The organism is Roseibium sp. AWQ4_290 (assembly GCF_056160985.1).
Genome location: NZ_JBSWYG010000015.1, coordinates 31,006 through 48,177, shown reverse-complemented (window position 1 = coordinate 48,177; position 17,172 = coordinate 31,006). Strand labels below are relative to the sequence as shown.

Genomic DNA, 17,172 nt, shown 5'->3' with positions numbered 1-17,172 from the left:
AGACTAAATTTACGAGGGTAAGTGTACCGAAGTTTGAGGGCACAGCACGTCAGGGCGTGCCGTCAAGCCGTGTCGTTTGGAGATATACCCAGAAAAGGCAGAAATGTTTCAGGACGATCTTTGCCAGCCGGGCCGAAGAAACATGCAAGGCTAATGCGGATACCAGAGCCTGGCCTTTTCCGCGCCGCGCTCGATCAGCACATGCCCATTGGCGAAGACCCGGTAGCTGTGGCTCCAGTCGCCATCGGGCCACCTGATGCGCACATTCGCGCGCTCTGCGACACCCAGCCCGAAATGCACAAATCCCAGCTGGCCGGAGGCATGGCCGCCCCCAACTTGAATATCCTTCACGACGGTCCTGTTGCCGGTTTTCACGCTGATCTTCGCGCCAACCGCCCATTCGTTGGGCTGGCCCGGCTGGCGGATCTCGACGGCGAGCCAGTTGCCGAGCGGCTTGGGCTCCTCTTCGGTGCCCTTGCCGAGATTGCGATAAAGACTGACCGGTGCGGCCCGGTTGACAATCACCAGATCCAGCAGGCCGTCTGCATTGAAATCCGCAAGGCCCGCGCCTCGGCCGCGCCGGTCCAGGGCCAATCCTGCTGCGTCACCAGCTTCGCTGAACCGGCCGGTCCACTGGCCCAGCAGCAGATTATCCGGGTCATAGGCAGCAAAATCCGGCATCGCCTCCACGTTGCCCTTGGCGATGAAGAGGTCCCACAGCCCGTCATTGTTGACATCCTGAAATTCCGAATGCCAGCCGGTAGAGGGCTTCAGGTCGTTGCCCGTATAGGGCCGGTGCGCGGTCAGGCCGAGGTCAAAGGCGATGTCCGTATAGACCGGAACCGTTTCATCGGTGTCCGCGTCCAGCTTTTGCAGCTTGGTGTCGCCCATGCTGGTCAGCGCATATTCGGGAAAGCCGTCCACATCCAGATCAATGGACGCAATGCCCATGCCCCAGATCTTCAGATGCTGCCAGCCGTCGCTTTTGCGGTAAGGGCGCGGCGGCCGTCCGGGCGGCACGGCCCACAGCTGTTCTTCGCCGCCCCGGTAATAATGACGGTCATTGGAGACCCGCAGGGCCGGTTCCCCGGACCGGTTCCAGTCGGTGAAGAGGATCGACAAGCTGCAATAGCCGGGCGACAGCCGCGTGGCGTTTGAGTAGCGCGGGGCGCTGCTGCCTGCACGGTCTGCAGCATCAGAGGCATCCGGGCGGACCAGAACATTGTCGTGGCAAGTGCCCCAGGGCGCCCCCGGTGCGGACCGGTCAACATAATTACCGAAGGCGAGGGTCGGAGAGGTTTGATCGTCTTCAAAGGTTGCGGCGAAAGCAGTGGTCCATGCCCGGCCGCCGTCAAAGCCGAGTGCCCGGTTGGCTACCTCAAACCTGCAATTGCCCTTGCCTTTCAAAAGAAGGTTTTCCCCCAGACGCAGGAGCACCAGATCCAGCAATCCGTCATTGTCGATGTCGAGCGGATAGGCTCCCAGCACTTTTGCAAGCTGTTTGCCGCTGACACCGCTGTCCGCCGGCGTGAATGCCAGCGCCCCCCCGGTGGGGCTGGCATTGACAAAGAAGCGGCCAGATCCTTCGCCCCCGGCCAGAAAAAGGTCCGGACGGCGGTCACCATTGCAATCGAAAACCGCAACACCGCCACCGACGAAATATTCCCATGGGCCATCATAAACATGCCGGATTCCGGCAGCCTCGGCCTCCTCCGAAAAATGGGGCACAGGCGCTGGAGCATCCCCTTCGGCAAAGGTGGTGGCCGGTGCGGTGAGCGCGGCGGTAACAACGCCAAACAGGAGCGGCAGAAAAGGGGCGGATAGCCCGCAGCGGATCATTGGCCAATCTCCAGAGCGCGCAAAAAGGCGATCACCGACTGGCGGTCCGTTTCCGGCAGACTGTCATAGGCTTCGCGGCTGTCCGCCGCCGCGCCGCCATGGGCACGGATGGCCTCGTCAAGTGTCGTCAGGTCGCCCCGGTGGCCATAGGGGGCCGTGCTCGCCAGACCCCAGAGTTCTGCCGTGATGAACATGTCCCGGGGCACGAACCGCTGGGCCAGCAACTCGTTGCCGAATGTGTCGGTCTTCGAATCGGCAATCCGGTGCCGTTTCAGGTCCCCGTAAAGGGGTACCAGAACCCGGCCCTGATCATCTCTCGGCAGAGCGTTGACCCAGTCGAGCGTGGCCAGATCCAGGGCCAGCGGGGCTTCCATGTCGCTTTGGCGCAAGGTGCCAGCCGTGTCAAAGGGGCCGGGATCGTAAAAGACAAGACTGTCCAGCGGCAGACTGGGGATGTGACAGGCCGCACAGCCGATCTGCGAAAACAGCTCTTCTCCCTCTTCTGCGGCGCGGTGCCAGACCTCCGGCAAATCCTTTTTCCGGCCGGGGGCGGGCAGGGTCGCCTGCCAGGCCACCAAAGCGGAGATCTGACCGGGTGACATTTCCCGCTCCACGCCATCGCCGTCAAAATCTGCCGTTCCGGTCCATTCCGGCCCAAAGCGTTCGCTCGCCTGAATGCCGTGATGGGCATTCATGGCGTTGACCGTGAACTGGCGCAGCGAGGCAAATACGCCTTTCTGGCTGAAGGGGCGCAGGGTCAGATCATCGTCAATGCCGTCCAGGGCGCTCACATCAAGGGTTCCGTCGGGATAGGCGGTCAGGCGGCCGAAAGAGACGCCCTTGGTTTCAAGGGCGACGGTTTCCGGCTGACCGCTGCCCCGGGCTGCGGACAGGACGGCCGTCCGCTGGGCGCGCAGGTCATGGGTCATTTCCCGGGCCAGCAGCTCGATCAGTCCGGCGCCCTGGATCGCATTCGTGTTGCGCTCATTGGAAAATTGCGGATCGATGGTATCGAAATCGGCGCTTTCAAAGCCTTCCGACACAAAGACATTGGCCGTAAAGGCGCCCGCGCCGCCTGTCACCGGCTCATTATGGCAGGACGCGCAGGAATTGGCGTCCGGCCCCGCAAGGCGCTGGAAGGACAAGTGAGACCTGCGGCGCACCTTGGTCGGGACAATGGCACCGGTCGCATCCGGCCGGCCCACACCGTCCTGTCGGGTGAATTTTGCGGAAAAGAGCTCTTCGCCCAGAGGCTGAAGCACCTGAATCGGGTCTTTGCCGGATGCTGCAAGCGCCTCCAGATCGACATCGGCGCGAATGGCTTTTTCGCTCCACGGTGGCAAGCCGGGGTCGGCCGCGGTCGCTGCGAGGGGGGCAGCCAGGAGAGCAGACAAAGATCCGGCAAGAGCAACAGCGGCCCCCTGGCCGTAAAGCAGCCTCACGCCCAGACCTCCTCGCTTCCCGGATGCCCACCTTGCCGTTGAGGACGGGTGGCAGTGCCTTGAAAGTCCTTGTCGAGGCGCTCCATGGATTGGGCGATCAGGCCGCTGCGGATGAAATTCTCGTTCCAGGGCATTACGTCCAGGGTGAAATTGTTGCGAAGATCCGCCACAAGTGCTTCCTCAAGCGCTTCCCACATGCCTTTCTCCATGAAGGAAAAGGCGCGCATGGCCGCGCCGGTCAGAACCAGCCGGCCCGGATCGATCATGGCGATCACCCGTGCCATGCCGAAGCCGAGCACTCGTCCGGCATCGTGAAAGGCAGTTTGGGCATCCATGTCGCCGGACCCGGCCCGTTCCAGCAGCCGTTCAAGGCCGTGAACCCCGGCCTCGATGGAGACAGGATCAGTGTCTTCAGGCAAGTGGCTCGCGGCCCGGACCAGGGCGTAATCGGAAAGGTAGGCCTCCAGACAGCCGCGTTTTCCGCAGCGGCAGAGCGCGCCTCCCGGAATGTGATTGGCATGGCCGAATTCAGCCGCCGTGCCACTGCCGCCGGAAAACAGCCGGTTGTCCAGATAAAGCCCCATGCCGACGCCATAATCCAGCATGATCACGGCAAAGGTGCCGCTATATCGGGCAGGGTCCGACCAGTGCAGCGCCTCGGTGATCATGTTGGTGTCATTGGAAATGTAGCACTCGGCTCCGAACGCCTCCCGCAAGGGGGCGACAACCGGGATCCGGCGCCCGGCAAAGGCCGGGCTCCAGGCCACCTGCCCGGTCTCTGTCTTGACCACGCCCTGGGCCGCTACGCCGATTTCACGAACCCGGGACGCATCGATCCTGGCGGCGTCAAGAAAGTCTTCAATGGCGTTGACAAGGGTTCTGGGAAAACTGTCCGCATTGGCCGTGGCACTGTCGAACCGGGTGCGGTGATCATGAACAACTTCACCTGAGAAATTCACCAGGGAGAGATCGATCGTGTTGACCGAAAGGCGGACCCCGATGATGAAGGCGGCCTCCGGATTGAGCTTCAGCAGCGTGCGCGGGCGGCCCCTGGACTGGTGCGTTTTCGGTTCCTCGGCTTCCAGGCTGAGAATAAGATCCTGCTCGAGCAGGTCCGAGGTGATTGCCGTTACAGTGGCTGGGCTGAGCCGTGTGATCTGGCCAAGATCGATCCGGGCCATGGGGCCGCTCCGGCGCAGGGCCTGTAGAATAATACTCCGGTTTTGCCGCCTGATCTGGTCCCGGTCCGCCTTGCGTGCCATGCTCCCTCGGCTCTTGGTAAGATGTTTCCTCCGTCCGGGATCTTCCCCGGATTCTCCCTGTTCCTTGTTGTATTTTTGGATAGACGGAACAGAGTTTCGCAAAACCATGTTGACAGGAGCGGCGCTTTCCTGCAACTTTTTTTCGGGCACTAAAAAAAATAACAATAAGCTTGTCCAATATGTGGCACTGCAACATCGTGCCCGATTAGAGACACGCATGGTTCAGGCCCAGCCGATGAGAATGCTGTGCCAACTGGAGGAAACATTATAATGCGCAAGATTACCGTTTTACTGGCGGGGGCCCTTTTGTCCGCGACTGCCCTTTCCGCTGCCAAGGCTGCCGACATCGTCGTCGGCGTGAGCTGGTCCAACTTCCAGGAAGAACGCTGGAAGACAGATGAGGCTGCCATCAAATCTGCCCTGGAAGCTGCAGGCGCGAAATACATCTCGGCCGACGCCCAGAGCTCGTCCGCCAAACAGCTGTCCGACGTGGAAGCCCTGATCGCCCAGGGCGCCAACGCTCTGATCATTCTGGCTCAGGACTCCCAGGCGATCGGCCCGGCTGTTCAGGCCGCTGCCGATGAAGGCATCCCGGTGGTTGGTTATGACCGTCTGATCGACGATTCCCGCGCCTTCTACCTGACCTTCGACAATGTCGAGGTTGGACGCATGCAGGCTGCTGAGGTCCTGGCGGCCGCGCCGAAAGGCAACTACGTCATGATCAAGGGCTCTCCGACCGACCCGAACGCAGATTTCCTGCGCGGCGGTCAGCAGGAAGTGCTGCAGGCAGCCATTGACACCGGCGACATCAAGATTGTCGGCGAAGCCTATACGGATGGCTGGCTTCCGGCCAACGCACAGCGCAACATGGAACAGATCCTCACCGCCAATGACAACAAGGTTGATGCGGTGGTGGCCTCCAATGACGGCACCGCTGGTGGTGTGGTCGCTGCCCTGACCGCCCAGGGCATGGACGGCATTCCGGTGTCGGGCCAGGATGGTGACCATGCGGCTCTGAACAGGGTCGCCAAGGGCACGCAGACTGTCTCCGTGTGGAAAGACGCCCGTGAACTTGGCAAGGCTGCCGGTGAAATCGCGGTTTCCCTGGCAGGAGGCACGGCGATGGGCGACATTGAAGGCGCCACCAAGTGGGCGTCTCCGTCCGGCACCGAGCTGACCGCCAAGTTCCTGTCGCCGATGCCGATCACCAAGGACAACCTGACCGCTGTTGTCGATGCGGGCTGGATCTCCAAGGATGATCTGTGCCAGGGCGTCAGCAACGGCCCGGCGCCTTGCAACTGATCTGAAGCAACACGTATGGCTCCGCTGCTGACAGCGGGGCCATTTTTGGGAAGGCCGTTTGCGCGGTTCCCCGGGTGGCCACCCGACGCACAAGCGTAATGGTCTCCAAGCAGGAGTAACCTTGATGTCCGACACCGCTCTGCCCGGCTCCAAAGGCCCGGCAGCCCGCAACATGTTTGCTGCCTTGCAGCTCGACACCCGCCTTCTGGGCATGATCGGGGCGTTCATCGTCCTGTGCCTGGTGTTCAATGTGGTTACGGATGGCCGGTTTCTGACACCGCGCAACATTTTCAACCTGACAATCCAGACCGTGTCGGTCGCCATCATGGCCACTGGCATGGTATTTGTGATCGTAACCCGCCACATCGATCTTTCGGTCGGCTCCCTGCTTGCTACGGTTGCCGCCGTCATGGCGGTGCTGCAGACCGACATTTTGGCAAGCCCGCACGTTCTGGGTGTCGGCCACCCGGCTATCTGGGTGCTGGCGCTTCTTGCCGGGGTCGTTGTCGGGGTGTTGATCGGCGCATTTCAGGGCTGGATGATCGGCTATCTCGGCATTCCGGCTTTTATCGTCACCCTGGGTGGTTTGTTGGTTTGGCGCAATGTGGCCTGGTTCATCACCTCCGGGCAGACCATCGGACCGCTGAACGAGACCTTCACCATGCTGGGGGGCATTGGCGGCACGCTTGGCGAAAGCGCCTCCTGGGTGTTTGGCCTGGTGGCAGCGCTCTTGGTGCTCTGGCTTCAGGTCGCCTCACGCAGGCGCAAGGCGTCCCACGGCTTTCCGGTCAAGCCGGTCTGGGCGGAAATCACCCTCGGCCTGATTACCACCGGCGCGATCCTGGGCTTTGTGGCGGTTTTGAACGCTTATCATATTCCGCCGGCCCGGCTGAAACGGATCTTTGCGGCGGCTGGTGAAACCATGCCGGAAGGTCTGGAAGTCGGCTATGGTATTCCCTATTCGGTGGTGTTGCTCATTCTGGTGGCTGTTGCCATGACAGTGACGGCCCAGCGGACCCGGCTCGGACGCTATATCTTTGCCGCTGGCGGCAATCCGGATGCAGCGGAGCTGTCGGGCATCAACACCCGTTTTCTGACGGTCAAGATCTTCGCCATCATGGGCGGCCTGTGTGCCCTGGCTGGGGCCGTTGCCTCCGCCCGTCTCGGGTTTTCCACCAACGACATCGGCACGCTGGATGAGCTGCGGGTGATCGCGGCGGCTGTGATTGGCGGGACCGCGCTGTCCGGCGGCGTCGGCACGATCTATGGAGCCATTCTCGGCGCCCTGATCATGCAGTCGCTCCAGTCGGGTATGGCCATGGTTGGTGTGGACGCGCCGCTGCAGAACATTGTTGTTGGTGTGGTGCTGGTCCTGGCCGTTCTGGTCGACATCATCTACCGCAAGCGCACGGGAGAGTAAGCCATGACAACCCCTCTCGTGGAAATGAAGGACATGTGCATTTCCTTCGGCGGCGTTCATGCGGTCGATCATGTGTCCGTTGATTTGCATCCCGGTGAAGTGGTCGGCCTGCTTGGCCACAATGGCGCTGGAAAATCGACCCTTATCAAGATCCTGTCCGGCGCCTACAAGGCCGACAGCGGCCAGATCCTGATCAATGGTGAGGAAGCGCATATCCACTCGCCGCGCGATGCCCGCGCGCACAATATCGAGACGATCTACCAGACGCTTGCACTGGCCGATAATCTGGATGCAGCCTCCAACCTGTTTCTGGGCCGGGAGCTGACCACATCGCTCGGTTTTGTCGATGACGATGCCATGGAAGCGGAAACCCGCAAGATCATGGGCAAGCTGAACCCGAACTTCAAAAAGTTCCATGCGCCGGTCAAGGCGCTGTCGGGTGGCCAGCGCCAGTCCGTGGCCATTGCCAGGGCGGTTTATTTCAACGCCAAGATCCTGATCATGGATGAGCCGACAGCCGCGCTCGGGGTGCATGAAACCCAGATGGTGGCCGAGCTGATTCAGGAACTGAAAAAGCAGGGTCTTGGGATCTTCCTGATCAGCCACGACATTCACGACGTCTTCCAGCTTTGCGACCGGATTGCGGTGATGAAAAACGGCCAGCTGGTCGGAACCGCGAAAACCACGGATGTGACCGACGACGATGTTCTGGGCATGATCATCCTTGGCAAGTGCCCTCCCGGGGCAACTCCCGGACCGGGGGCCCTTGCCGACGACACTGTCGTCGGCTAACCAGAGCGATGGCCGACGGCACAGTCGTCGGCTAACCAGAGCAATGGCCGGCGACACAGTCGTCGGCTAACGAGAGATTTGGCCTGCGGCACAGTCGTCGGCCAACCAGAGATTTGGCCTGCGGCACTGTCGCCGGTGGATCCGGGAGACGCGCAGCGGCAGCGTTGACGCTCTGTTTGATTGAATGCCTCCGCGCGCGGATCTGTTGAGGGTTTGCACGCAGGGGACCCTTGCCGGTCCAGCCTGTCCGGCTGCACCTGGCGCAGGGTCAGACCCCGCCGAAGCCTGCCCGCAGGCATCGGCCTTTCTTTTTGCCTGTTTTGAGGAACGCACCTCATGTTTATCGGACTTGATATCGGCACCAGTTCCGTCAAAGCCATTCTGCTGGCCGATAACCAGCAGCTGATTGCCTCTGCGACGGCCCCCTTGAGTGTGAACCGGCCTCATCCGGGCTGGTCTGAGCAGGACCCGGACAGCTGGTGGACGGCGTGTCAGGATGTGCTCGATGCGCTCAAGGCCCAGGCGCCTCTGGAACTGTCCAAAGTGACCGGCATTGGCCTCTCCGGACATATGCATGGGGCAACGCTGCTGGACCGGGACGGGGCGCCTTTGCGGCCCTGCATCTTGTGGAATGACGGCCGGTCCGGCGCACAATGCACGGCGCTGGCCGGAGCGGAGCCGAGATTCATGACCCTTGGCGGCAATCTGGTCATGCCGGGCTTTACCGCGCCGAAGCTGCAATGGGTGCGCGAAAACGAACCGGAGATCTTTGCCCGCACGGCCAAGGTCCTGCTGCCGAAAGACTATGTGCGGTTCAAGCTGACCGGGGATTATGCCAGCGACATGTCGGACAGCGCCGGGACGCTCTGGATGGATGTGGCTGAGCGGGACTGGAGCGACGCGCTTCTGGCGGCAACCGGGCTGACCCGGGACCAGATGCCGCGCCTTGTGGAAGGCACTGAACCCTCAGGAACCCTGGCTAAGGCGCTTTGTGCCCGCTGGGGCTTTGAGAGGGCGCCGGTGGTTGCGGGCGGTGGCGGCGACAATGCGGCTTCGGCCTGCGGTGTTGGCGCTGTGGATCCCGGGTCCGCCTTCGTGTCTCTCGGCACCTCGGGGGTTGTGTTTGTCACCAATGACCGGTTCTCCCCGAATGTAGACGGCGCGGTGCACGCCTTCTGTCATGCGGTGCCGGATACCTGGCACCAGATGGGGGTGATCCTGTCGGCCACTGACAGTCTCAACTGGCTCTCGGGAGTGGTGAAAACGCCGCCCGAAAAGTTGACGGCCGCCCTTGGTGAGGTGACCGGCCCGTCAGGGGCCGCCTTCCTGCCTTATCTCGGCGGGGAACGGACCCCGCACAATGATGTGGCCATCCGGGCCGGGTTTGCCGGTCTGTCCCATGAGACGGGCACGGAAGATCTGACCCATGCGGTTCTGGACGGGGTGGCCTTTGCCTTGAAGGACTGCATGGAAGCCTTGAGCGTTGCGGGAACCAAGGCTGGCCGCCTGCTGGCTGTCGGTGGGGGGTCGCGCTCTATCGTCTGGCTGCAAATTATCGCCAGCGTGCTTGAAGTGCCGGTGGATGTGCCGGTTGATGGCGATTTTGGCGCCTCGCTCGGGGCGGCCCGGCTTGCCCAGGCGGCGGCAACGGGCACAACGGCGGGTGTCTTTGGCAAGCCGGACGTGAAAACCACGATCGATCCGGTGCCAGCCCTGATCGCCCCCTATGGCGAAGCCTATGCCCGCTGGCGCACACTTTATCCGGCGCTCAAACAGGCCGGATACTGAAAAAGACTGATTTGACAACCGATTGCCTTTGACCTGTTCCCCAGAGTTCTGGGGCAGGGGCGATCCAGGGAGATGATGACATGAGCACTGGTTTTTTTGGCGACCTGCAGCCGATCCCCTATGCCGGTCCGGAAAGCCGCGACCCGCTAACCTACCGCCATTACAACAAGGACGAAATCGTCCTGGGCAAGCGGATGGAAGATCATTTGCGCCTGGCGGTATGCTACTGGCACAGCTTCTGCTGGCCGGGCACGGATCCGTTTGGCGGGGAAACTTTCCAGCGCAGCTGGATGGCGGCCGGGGGCGATCCGATGGCCCAGGCCCGGCTGAAGGCAGATGTTGCCTTCGAAATGTACCAGATTCTGGGCATGCCGTATTTCACCTTCCACGACCGGGACATTGCCCCGGAAGGCAAGACGCTTGCGGAAAGCAATGCCAATGTGAATGCCATTGCCGATCTCTTTGAAGGCAAAATGGCTGACACCGGCGTGAAGCTGCTGTGGGGGACCGCCAATCTCTTCTCCAACCGCCGTTTCATGGCCGGTGCCGCCACGAACCCGGACCCGGATATCTTTGCCTATGCGGCGGCCCAGGTGAAAAACGCCATGGATGCGACCTACCGCCTGAAGGGTGAAAACTATGTTCTGTGGGGCGGGCGTGAAGGCTATGAAACCCTTCTGAATACCAATGCCAAACAGGAACTGGACCAGCTGGGCCGGTTTCTCAACATGGTGGTGGAGTATAAGCACAAGATCGGCTTCAAGGGTACGATCCTGATCGAGCCCAAACCCCAGGAACCGAGCAAGCATCAATATGACTATGATGTCGGCACGGTCTATGGCTTCCTTCAGGCCTATGGTCTGGAGAATGAGGTGAAAATGAACATCGAGCAGGGGCATGCGATCCTGGCCGGGCACTCCTTCGAGCATGAACTGCATATGGCCCGCTCCTTCGGCATTCTCGGGTCTGTCGACATGAACCGGAACGATTACCAGTGCGGCTGGGATACGGATCACTTCGGCATGAACGTGCCGGAACTGGCGCTTGCCTATTACGAGATCCTGATGGATGGCGGTTTCACGACCGGAGGCACGAATTTCGATGCCAAGCTGCGCCGCCAGTCGCTCGATCCGCTGGATCTGATCCAGGCCCATGTGGGGTCTGCCGATGCCATCGCCCGGGGGCTGAAGGCCGCAGCGGCGATGATCGAGGATGGCCGTCTGAAAGGCTTTGTCGAGGACCGCTATGCGGGCTGGAAGGCACCGGAAAACGCGGCTATCCTGAATGGCGGGTCTTCCCTGGAGGCGCTGGCGGAGCGGGTGCATGGAGCGGATCTGGAGCCCCAGCCCAAATCGGGACGGCAGGAATATCTGGAAAGCCTGGCCAATCTTTTCGTCTGACCGGCTTCGGTTTTTCTCTTTCAAGGGCCGCGGGTTTCCGCGGCCTTTTTGTTGGTCCTTGTGGCGTCGCCTCTTGGGGGCTTTTCTGTGAAACTCCATCTTTGGGCTCAGGAGAGTGGCCGCCGGAATTACGCTGTGTATAAGACCCTTGGCTTGTGACGCGATCAAATTTTTTGACGCAAGTGGCAGAGGGGACTTGCTGGCAAGGGCGGTCTTTCCGGTTCTCGAAATTTGTTGGAACCCGGCAAAAAAACATGATTTGCCGTAGAGTTTTTGAAGGAAAATTCACGAGCGAATCCGGAAATCGCACCTAAAGATTTCATGTTTTGTTGATGAGAGCATAATGAAAGAAAAGCAGTAATTAAATAATTTATTATGTATTTTTAAATAAAATAAATTAAATATCACAATGATGATTGCGCAGAAAAAGAAAGAAACAATATTTGCGTATTCATTAAATAATAAAAATGTATTATATTAACGATTTATTATATTAGTTTTTGAAATTACGTGTGAAATTACGTGTGAAATTACTCGTAAAAGTTCTCGCATGACTGTAAAGCAGAAAACCCTCTTTGGCTGCGGGGTTGGAGCATGGAGCTTGAAAAGTCTCGTGTCCGTGGAAAAAGACATCGCAAAAGTGGAAGGCATGAATAGAGATGCGTTTCTGGCAGCGGAAATGAACGCGGTGATGGCAAAGGTTGTGGTGCATACCAACCAGTTCATTCTGCCCCGTTCCTGGAAGCCTGTTGCCGCAACCCACGACTACATTGCCCGCATGGAGCACTGAATCCAGCAAGTGGAAGATATGCGATCAGCCAGCGGGTCGTTTCTGCTGGATGTGAAGGCAGCCTAATGAAACCGCAGGCTTTTTCTTGGGGCGTGGACATGGGCGCTGCGGCCGCGCATCTCTTTGTTGCGGACTTACAAATATTATTGTCGAGATGAAGAAAACTGCTGAAATCTTATCGCAGCAGTTATGAGGACGGTTTGGGAGGTCAAAGTGCAGAGTGAAGCTTGTGGAAGAAATATCCGCTATTGAACGTCGGGCGCTCCAAGTGGCGCAATATGAAGCTTTCGGCCGTGCGTCAACGCCATGTGTTGCAGTTGCGACTATCGCCATCCTTGGAAATATCTTCATCTATAGCGAAGAATTCGATTGGAGGATTTCGATCCTTCTTCAAATTTTATTTATTTTGATCGCATTTCTTCATGGATTGTTTTGGTATTGCCTTAAAAGTAATAAAACTATATTGAACAATCACATTGAAAGTGTGATTTCCTATGAAGCAATTTTTTGGGTTTCCGCGTCATCGATTGTCTGTGCGGTGAATATGTATTTCTACCTGCGGGCAGATGAAGTCGGGAAGTATTATGTATTCATAGCTCAAACTGCGGTCGGTTTCCTAACCTACCTTACACTCTATTACATGAAAACGACGGCCCGGCTCGTAGGCGCGATCGTCTTTGTGCCGTTGTCGGTGGTGCATATCTGGCTGGGAGACACTGCCGATGTGTTTGCCGGTCTTGTGATCATCGGAGTTTTTGCTGCCGTCGTCGTTCATTCGCAGCTGTTTCTGGAAGACTTCCGGTCCCTTTTGAAATCCAAGTTCGACATCATCAATCTGAGCGAGGACAAAGCCCGTCTCGCCAGCCTGGACATGTTGACCGAACTGCCCAACCGCCGACACTATTTCCAGATCCTGAAATCGACCTTGAATGCGTCCCGGACCGACGACAGCCAGGTGTTTACCGGAGTCGTGGATCTGGATGGTTTCAAACCGGTCAATGACACCTATGGCCATGTTGTGGGTGATGAGGTTTTACGGGTCGCGTCCCAGCGGCTCCTGACCGCCAGCGAGCACATCTTTTCCCTGTGCCGGATCGGAGGGGACGAATTCGGGTTCTTCGTGCACGGCGAGAAGAGCGACAATGATCTGATCCGGATCGGGGCAAGTCTGATGGACGTGCTGCGGGAACCGATCGAAGTCGGCACCATCTCCATCTCCGTCGGCTGTTCTGTCGGTATTGCCCGGTACAGTGCGGGGCTGGAAGAGTTTGAGGACGAGGCTGATTTTGCACCTGAAGAGCTTTATGAGCAGGCGGATATTGCGCTTTATCAGGCCAAGCGAAGCGGCAAGTCGCAAACGGTCATCTTCTCAAATGAGCACAAGAAGCATCAGCTGCGCACCGGCAAGATCATTCAGGGCCTGAAATCGGACCACCTAGAAAACGAACTCTATCTCGTCTTCCATCCGATGGTGAATCTGGAAAGTGGCCGGGCCCATACTTTTGAAGCCCTGGCCCGGTGGAAAAGCGCAGAACTTGGCTTCGTGTCTCCGGCCGAGTTCATCCCGATTGCCGAGCAAACCGGCTTCATGAAAGTGATTACGCCGATGCTTCTCAAACGCTGTCTGAAGCAGATGAAGGACTGGCCGGTGGATGTTCGCCTGTCCTTCAACCTCTCCGGCCAGGACCTGTGCAGTCCCGATACGATCCTGCAAATTCTGCAGATGCTAGAAGCAGATACCGCAAGTGCTGCCCGGCTCTCGTTTGAAGTCACCGAAAGCTCGATGATCCAGGACTACGAGATGGCGCTGGCGCATATCCGCATCCTGAAGGCGTGCGGCGCGCATATCGCCCTGGATGACTTCGGCACGGGCTTCTCGTCGCTCGCCTATGTCAATGGCCTGCCACTGGACAAGCTGAAGGTCGACAAGTCCTTTGTAGAGAATATCGATCAGGATGAGTCCAGCCGGAACATCGTGCGTCTGGTGATTTCCCTGTGCAGGGATCTCAATCTGGAATGTGTCGTTGAAGGTGTGGAAACCCGGGAACAACTGGACGCGCTCGTCTCGCTCGGCTGCACCAACATCCAGGGCTATTACTTCTCCAAGCCCTTGAACGCTGAGGACGTGCCGGCTTTTCTGGAAAAGAAGCAGCATCACGCCGGGACCAAGACGGCCGGGCGGGCTGTCCTCTAGAACATCGTCGTTGGATGCGGTCCAGGGCAGTGTCTCTTGTGCGGGATTTTCTGCCGTTCGGCATAGTCGGGTCAACGGCTGGTTTGGCAAAGGGCAGAGACCAGCGATATGACTGGTCTCCGAGATTTGTTAGACTTGTGTCAGAACGATGCTTGTAGGGGGCACCGCAAGCATCTGTTCAAGACCAGCCCACTCGCCAGATTCGACCAGGCGATTGATGTGAGCCGCATGCTTGTCTGAGCTTTCCCAATCCTCAATCAACATGAATACTGACGGGTCGTCTTGATGAGTCATGACGCGAACGGCTTTGCACCCGTCCACACAAGGCAACTCGATTTTGACAGATTGCATGGCGCCTGCAAAGGCTTCGAGATGTAAGGGCTTAGGTTTAAAAGTCACCATGACGATATGGTCTTTTGTCATTTAAATGATGTCCCTTGTTATCTTGTCATATTTTGTGAAAGCGGCCCAAAAGCCTTGGTTAGCTGAATCTTTGCCTAGTTTACGTTGGTCACCATTCCGTCTCTACGTCAGTATCTGAAATATGACTTTCAAAAACAAAACGCCGAATTGGGATGATCTACGGCTTTTTCCAGCCCTCGTTAAAGAACGCGGATTGGCGGGGGCTGCTGCCGTTTCAGACTCAAGGTCACCGACTTTGAGCCGCCGCATGCGACACTTGGAGGAGACAATAGATGTGAAGTTCTTTGACCGAAACCCGACGTGACACGGCCTGGCTTTTCATGGATGCGAAGTTCTTCGCATGGGTCATGATCAACTACGCTTGGTATGACATCCGATAGCGCGGCGATCACATAATCATAGGGGATTGGGACGAGCTGAACGCCTTATGTATTGGTTGGCCGCACCTTTGGCACGTCAGAATTGTGTATCTGTGGTTCCTCCGCGCAAGCCAGATGAACATCGCCATGACGGCCCCCAAACACGGTTTCCTCTATCGGTGAGTTTCTCCGGCTGCCGGCTTGAAAAATGTTCCAGTGACAACGGGCGGGCAGGGGTATCTGTAACTTAGAGGAAATGAACTGAAGTGACGCAACGGTTTCAGCGGTTTCTGGAAAAATAAGGCTGTAAGATATTGAAGTATCTGCACAAAATAAAAAATAAAATTTATAGTTACTTAATGGAATCATGCAATCAAATGCGCATCTGACTTAATTCGGGCGCCGAAAAAATGCTTCTCGACAAATTCAAAATCAGTTTCAAAATCTGGATTCCGGTCATGAGTCTGGCCGTGTTTACCCTAGCACTTGTGGGCTATGATCTGTGGTCGCTCCGGTCCATTCTCTACGGAGAAAGAACGGAAAAAACTCAGACAGTTGTCGAAATCACCAATTCCGTTCTGAAATATTTCCATGAACTGGAAGCCTCCGGCCAGATGAGCCGGGCGGAGGCACAGGAGTGGGCCCGCAACGTGGTGCGGGCCATTCATTTTGATGGCAATAATTATGCCTTTATTTTTGACGAGGCCGGAAACCGGATCGTGAGTGCCAAAAAGTCGAGCGAAGGCAAAAGCGCCTGGGATTCGCGCGACAAGACTGGAAAATACCACGTGCGGGAAATGATCCGGGTTGCCCAGAATGGCGGCGGCGTCAGCTCCTATATGTGGAACAGGAAGGGCCAAACGGAGCCTCTGCCAAAATCCACCTGGTCGGAAACCTTCAAACCCTGGGGCTGGGTGACGGCGACTGGCGTTTATGTGGATGATGTGTCTGCCGCATTCTGGTCCAAGGCCAGCGCGCTGCTTGGCTTCCTGATGATCGGCGGTCTCATTGCTGCCTTCGTGGCGGTGGCTGCCATCCGCAACATCTCCGTGCCGCTGAAGAAGCTGACATCAGGCATGAAGCAACTGGCAGACGGTAATACGGATGTGGCCGTTGAAGGCGCCGGGCGCGGGGACGAAATCGGCGAAATGGCCGGTGCCATGGAGACCTTTGTAGCGAATGAAAATACCCGCCGCGATCTGGAAGACCGCCAGCATGCGCGGCAGGAACAGGATCTGGAGCGCTCGCGCAATATTCAGCATCTGTCCTCCGAATTCGAAATTCAGGTCTCCGGTTTGCTGCAAACAATCGGGGCGTCTGTCGACAGTCTGCAGCATGCCTCGACCAACCTGAATTCCGGGGCCCTGCAGACCACCAACCAGAGCGAAGCTGTGGCAGCGGCAGCGTCTGCGGCGTCCTCCAACACGGAAACGGTTGCCGCGGCCGCCGATGAACTGGCCGCTTCCGTTTCGGAAATCAGCCGCCAGGTGACTGCATCCAGTGAGATTGCCTCGCAGGCGACCGTGCAGGCGTCGGAGACCAACCAGCGGATTCAGGGCCTGTCCGAAGCCGCAGCCAAGATCGGTGAGGTGGTTACGCTGATCCAGGCGATTGCCGAGCAGACCAATCTTCTGGCGTTGAATGCCACCATTGAAGCGGCCCGGGCCGGAGAAGCCGGCAAGGGGTTTGCAGTTGTGGCTGCCGAAGTGAAGGAACTGGCAACCCAGACCTCCAAAGCGACGGAGGAAATCTCCACGCAGATTTCCAGCATTCAGGGGGAAACCAGCCAGGCGGTGGATGCGATCCGGATCATCACCGACACGATCGGCAAGATCAACGAGATCACGTCCGGCATTTCGGCAGCTGTGGAACAGCAGGGCGCCGCCACAAATGACATTGCCAAGAACATCCAGCAGGCGGCCTCCGGCACCCAACAGGTCTCCGACAACATCGGCGGGGTCTCTCAGGCGGCAGGCGTTACGAATGAAGCCGCGGAGATGGTCCATGCAGCGGCCAACAGCCTTGAGCGGGAAGCCCAGGAATTGCGGGAAAATGTCGGGGCGTTTCTCGATGACGTGAAGGCCAACGCATCTGCCGAAGCTGCCTGACCGGAAAGACCGGACAGGCGTAGCCTGAAAGGGCGGCGCCAGGCATATGAAAC

Annotated in this window: 13 protein-coding genes; 9 read left to right on the top strand and 4 right to left on the bottom strand. The window is 58.3% G+C overall.

Annotated features, from left to right (window positions below; translation table 11 throughout):
* Window positions 1-150 precede the first annotated feature (150 nt).
* From ACXAH0_RS15930 to ACXAH0_RS15920, 3 genes are read right to left on the bottom strand one after another with little or no spacing between them, the layout of a single operon-like run.
* Window positions 151-1,839, bottom strand: coding sequence for a CRTAC1 family protein (locus ACXAH0_RS15930; RefSeq protein WP_475192754.1), 1,689 nt, complete (start codon window positions 1,837-1,839; stop codon window positions 151-153).
* Entirely contained in the window at window positions 1,836-3,281 is a 1,446-nt protein-coding gene (locus ACXAH0_RS15925; protein ID WP_475192750.1) for a di-heme oxidoredictase family protein, read from the bottom strand. Before ACXAH0_RS15925 ends, ACXAH0_RS15930 begins: the two co-directional genes overlap by 4 nt.
* Window positions 3,278-4,543: an ROK family protein gene (locus tag ACXAH0_RS15920; protein WP_475192747.1), complete on the bottom strand. Its 1,266-nt coding sequence runs from the start codon at window positions 4,541-4,543 to the stop codon at window positions 3,278-3,280. Before ACXAH0_RS15920 ends, ACXAH0_RS15925 begins: the two co-directional genes overlap by 4 nt.
* A gap of 270 nt (window positions 4,544-4,813) precedes the next feature.
* On the opposite strand from ACXAH0_RS15920, the gene xylF reads away from it, so the two are divergent.
* The 7 genes from xylF (at window position 4,814) to ACXAH0_RS15885 (ending at window position 14,229) form a co-directional block, all read left to right on the top strand.
* Entirely contained in the window at window positions 4,814-5,845 is a 1,032-nt protein-coding gene (gene xylF, locus ACXAH0_RS15915; protein ID WP_475192745.1) for a D-xylose ABC transporter substrate-binding protein, read from the top strand.
* A 124-nt stretch (window positions 5,846-5,969) separates the two neighbouring features.
* Complete coding sequence (locus tag ACXAH0_RS15910) at window positions 5,970-7,265, top strand: sugar ABC transporter permease (protein ID WP_475192743.1); 1,296 nt, start codon at window positions 5,970-5,972, stop codon at window positions 7,263-7,265.
* Window positions 7,266-7,289: 24 nt separating this feature from the next.
* On the top strand, window positions 7,290-8,057 hold the full coding sequence (locus ACXAH0_RS15905; RefSeq protein ID WP_475182788.1) for an ATP-binding cassette domain-containing protein: 768 nt from the start codon (window positions 7,290-7,292) through the stop codon (window positions 8,055-8,057).
* A 336-nt stretch (window positions 8,058-8,393) separates the two neighbouring features.
* Window positions 8,394-9,845 carry a xylulokinase gene (gene xylB / locus ACXAH0_RS15900; protein WP_475192738.1) on the top strand — a complete coding sequence of 484 codons (1,452 nt, stop codon included), beginning with the start codon at window positions 8,394-8,396 and terminating at the stop codon, window positions 9,843-9,845.
* An 80-nt stretch (window positions 9,846-9,925) separates the two neighbouring features.
* Window positions 9,926-11,245: a xylose isomerase gene (gene xylA / locus ACXAH0_RS15895; protein ID WP_475192734.1), complete on the top strand. Its 1,320-nt coding sequence runs from the start codon at window positions 9,926-9,928 to the stop codon at window positions 11,243-11,245.
* A 601-nt stretch (window positions 11,246-11,846) separates the two neighbouring features.
* Window positions 11,847-12,035, top strand: a complete 189-nt coding sequence (locus ACXAH0_RS15890; protein ID WP_475182678.1) for a hypothetical protein — start codon at window positions 11,847-11,849, stop codon at window positions 12,033-12,035.
* Between the two features lie 640 nt (window positions 12,036-12,675).
* The gene (locus ACXAH0_RS15885) at window positions 12,676-14,229 is read left to right on the top strand and encodes a putative bifunctional diguanylate cyclase/phosphodiesterase (protein ID WP_475192730.1); all 1,554 of its coding nucleotides are present in this window, start codon (window positions 12,676-12,678) and stop codon (window positions 14,227-14,229) included.
* 129 nt (window positions 14,230-14,358) lie between these two features.
* On the opposite strand, the gene ACXAH0_RS15880 is transcribed toward ACXAH0_RS15885, so the two are convergent.
* The gene (locus tag ACXAH0_RS15880; protein ID WP_475192727.1) at window positions 14,359-14,652 is read right to left on the bottom strand and encodes a putative quinol monooxygenase; all 294 of its coding nucleotides are present in this window, start codon (window positions 14,650-14,652) and stop codon (window positions 14,359-14,361) included.
* 121 nt (window positions 14,653-14,773) lie between these two features.
* Between ACXAH0_RS15880 and ACXAH0_RS15875 the strand changes: the two genes are divergently transcribed.
* Window positions 14,774-14,956: a helix-turn-helix domain-containing protein gene (locus ACXAH0_RS15875; protein WP_475192724.1), complete on the top strand. Its 183-nt coding sequence runs from the start codon at window positions 14,774-14,776 to the stop codon at window positions 14,954-14,956.
* A gap of 513 nt (window positions 14,957-15,469) precedes the next feature.
* The gene (locus ACXAH0_RS15870; protein ID WP_475182701.1) at window positions 15,470-17,119 is read left to right on the top strand and encodes a methyl-accepting chemotaxis protein; all 1,650 of its coding nucleotides are present in this window, start codon (window positions 15,470-15,472) and stop codon (window positions 17,117-17,119) included.
* Window positions 17,120-17,172 lie beyond the last annotated feature (53 nt).

What these genes read in the sequence shown, in the direction of transcription:
- ACXAH0_RS15930 (WP_475192754.1), bottom strand. Translation starts at nt 1,839, where the DNA reads ATGATCCGCTGCGGGCTATCCGCCCCTTTTCTGCCGCTCCTGTTTGGC.
- ACXAH0_RS15920 (WP_475192747.1), bottom strand. Translation starts at nt 4,543, where the DNA reads ATGGCACGCAAGGCGGACCGGGACCAGATCAGGCGGCAAAACCGGAGT.
- xylF (WP_475192745.1), top strand. Translation starts at nt 4,814, where the DNA reads ATGCGCAAGATTACCGTTTTACTGGCGGGGGCCCTTTTGTCCGCGACT.
- ACXAH0_RS15910 (WP_475192743.1), top strand. Translation starts at nt 5,970, where the DNA reads ATGTCCGACACCGCTCTGCCCGGCTCCAAAGGCCCGGCAGCCCGCAAC.
- ACXAH0_RS15905 (WP_475182788.1), top strand. Translation starts at nt 7,290, where the DNA reads ATGAAGGACATGTGCATTTCCTTCGGCGGCGTTCATGCGGTCGATCAT.
- xylB (WP_475192738.1), top strand. Translation starts at nt 8,394, where the DNA reads ATGTTTATCGGACTTGATATCGGCACCAGTTCCGTCAAAGCCATTCTG.
- xylA (WP_475192734.1), top strand. Translation starts at nt 9,926, where the DNA reads ATGAGCACTGGTTTTTTTGGCGACCTGCAGCCGATCCCCTATGCCGGT.
- ACXAH0_RS15885 (WP_475192730.1), top strand. Translation starts at nt 12,676, where the DNA reads ATGAAAACGACGGCCCGGCTCGTAGGCGCGATCGTCTTTGTGCCGTTG.
- ACXAH0_RS15880 (WP_475192727.1), bottom strand. Translation starts at nt 14,652, where the DNA reads ATGACAAAAGACCATATCGTCATGGTGACTTTTAAACCTAAGCCCTTA.
- ACXAH0_RS15875 (WP_475192724.1), top strand. Translation starts at nt 14,774, where the DNA reads ATGACTTTCAAAAACAAAACGCCGAATTGGGATGATCTACGGCTTTTT.
- ACXAH0_RS15870 (WP_475182701.1), top strand. Translation starts at nt 15,470, where the DNA reads ATGAGTCTGGCCGTGTTTACCCTAGCACTTGTGGGCTATGATCTGTGG.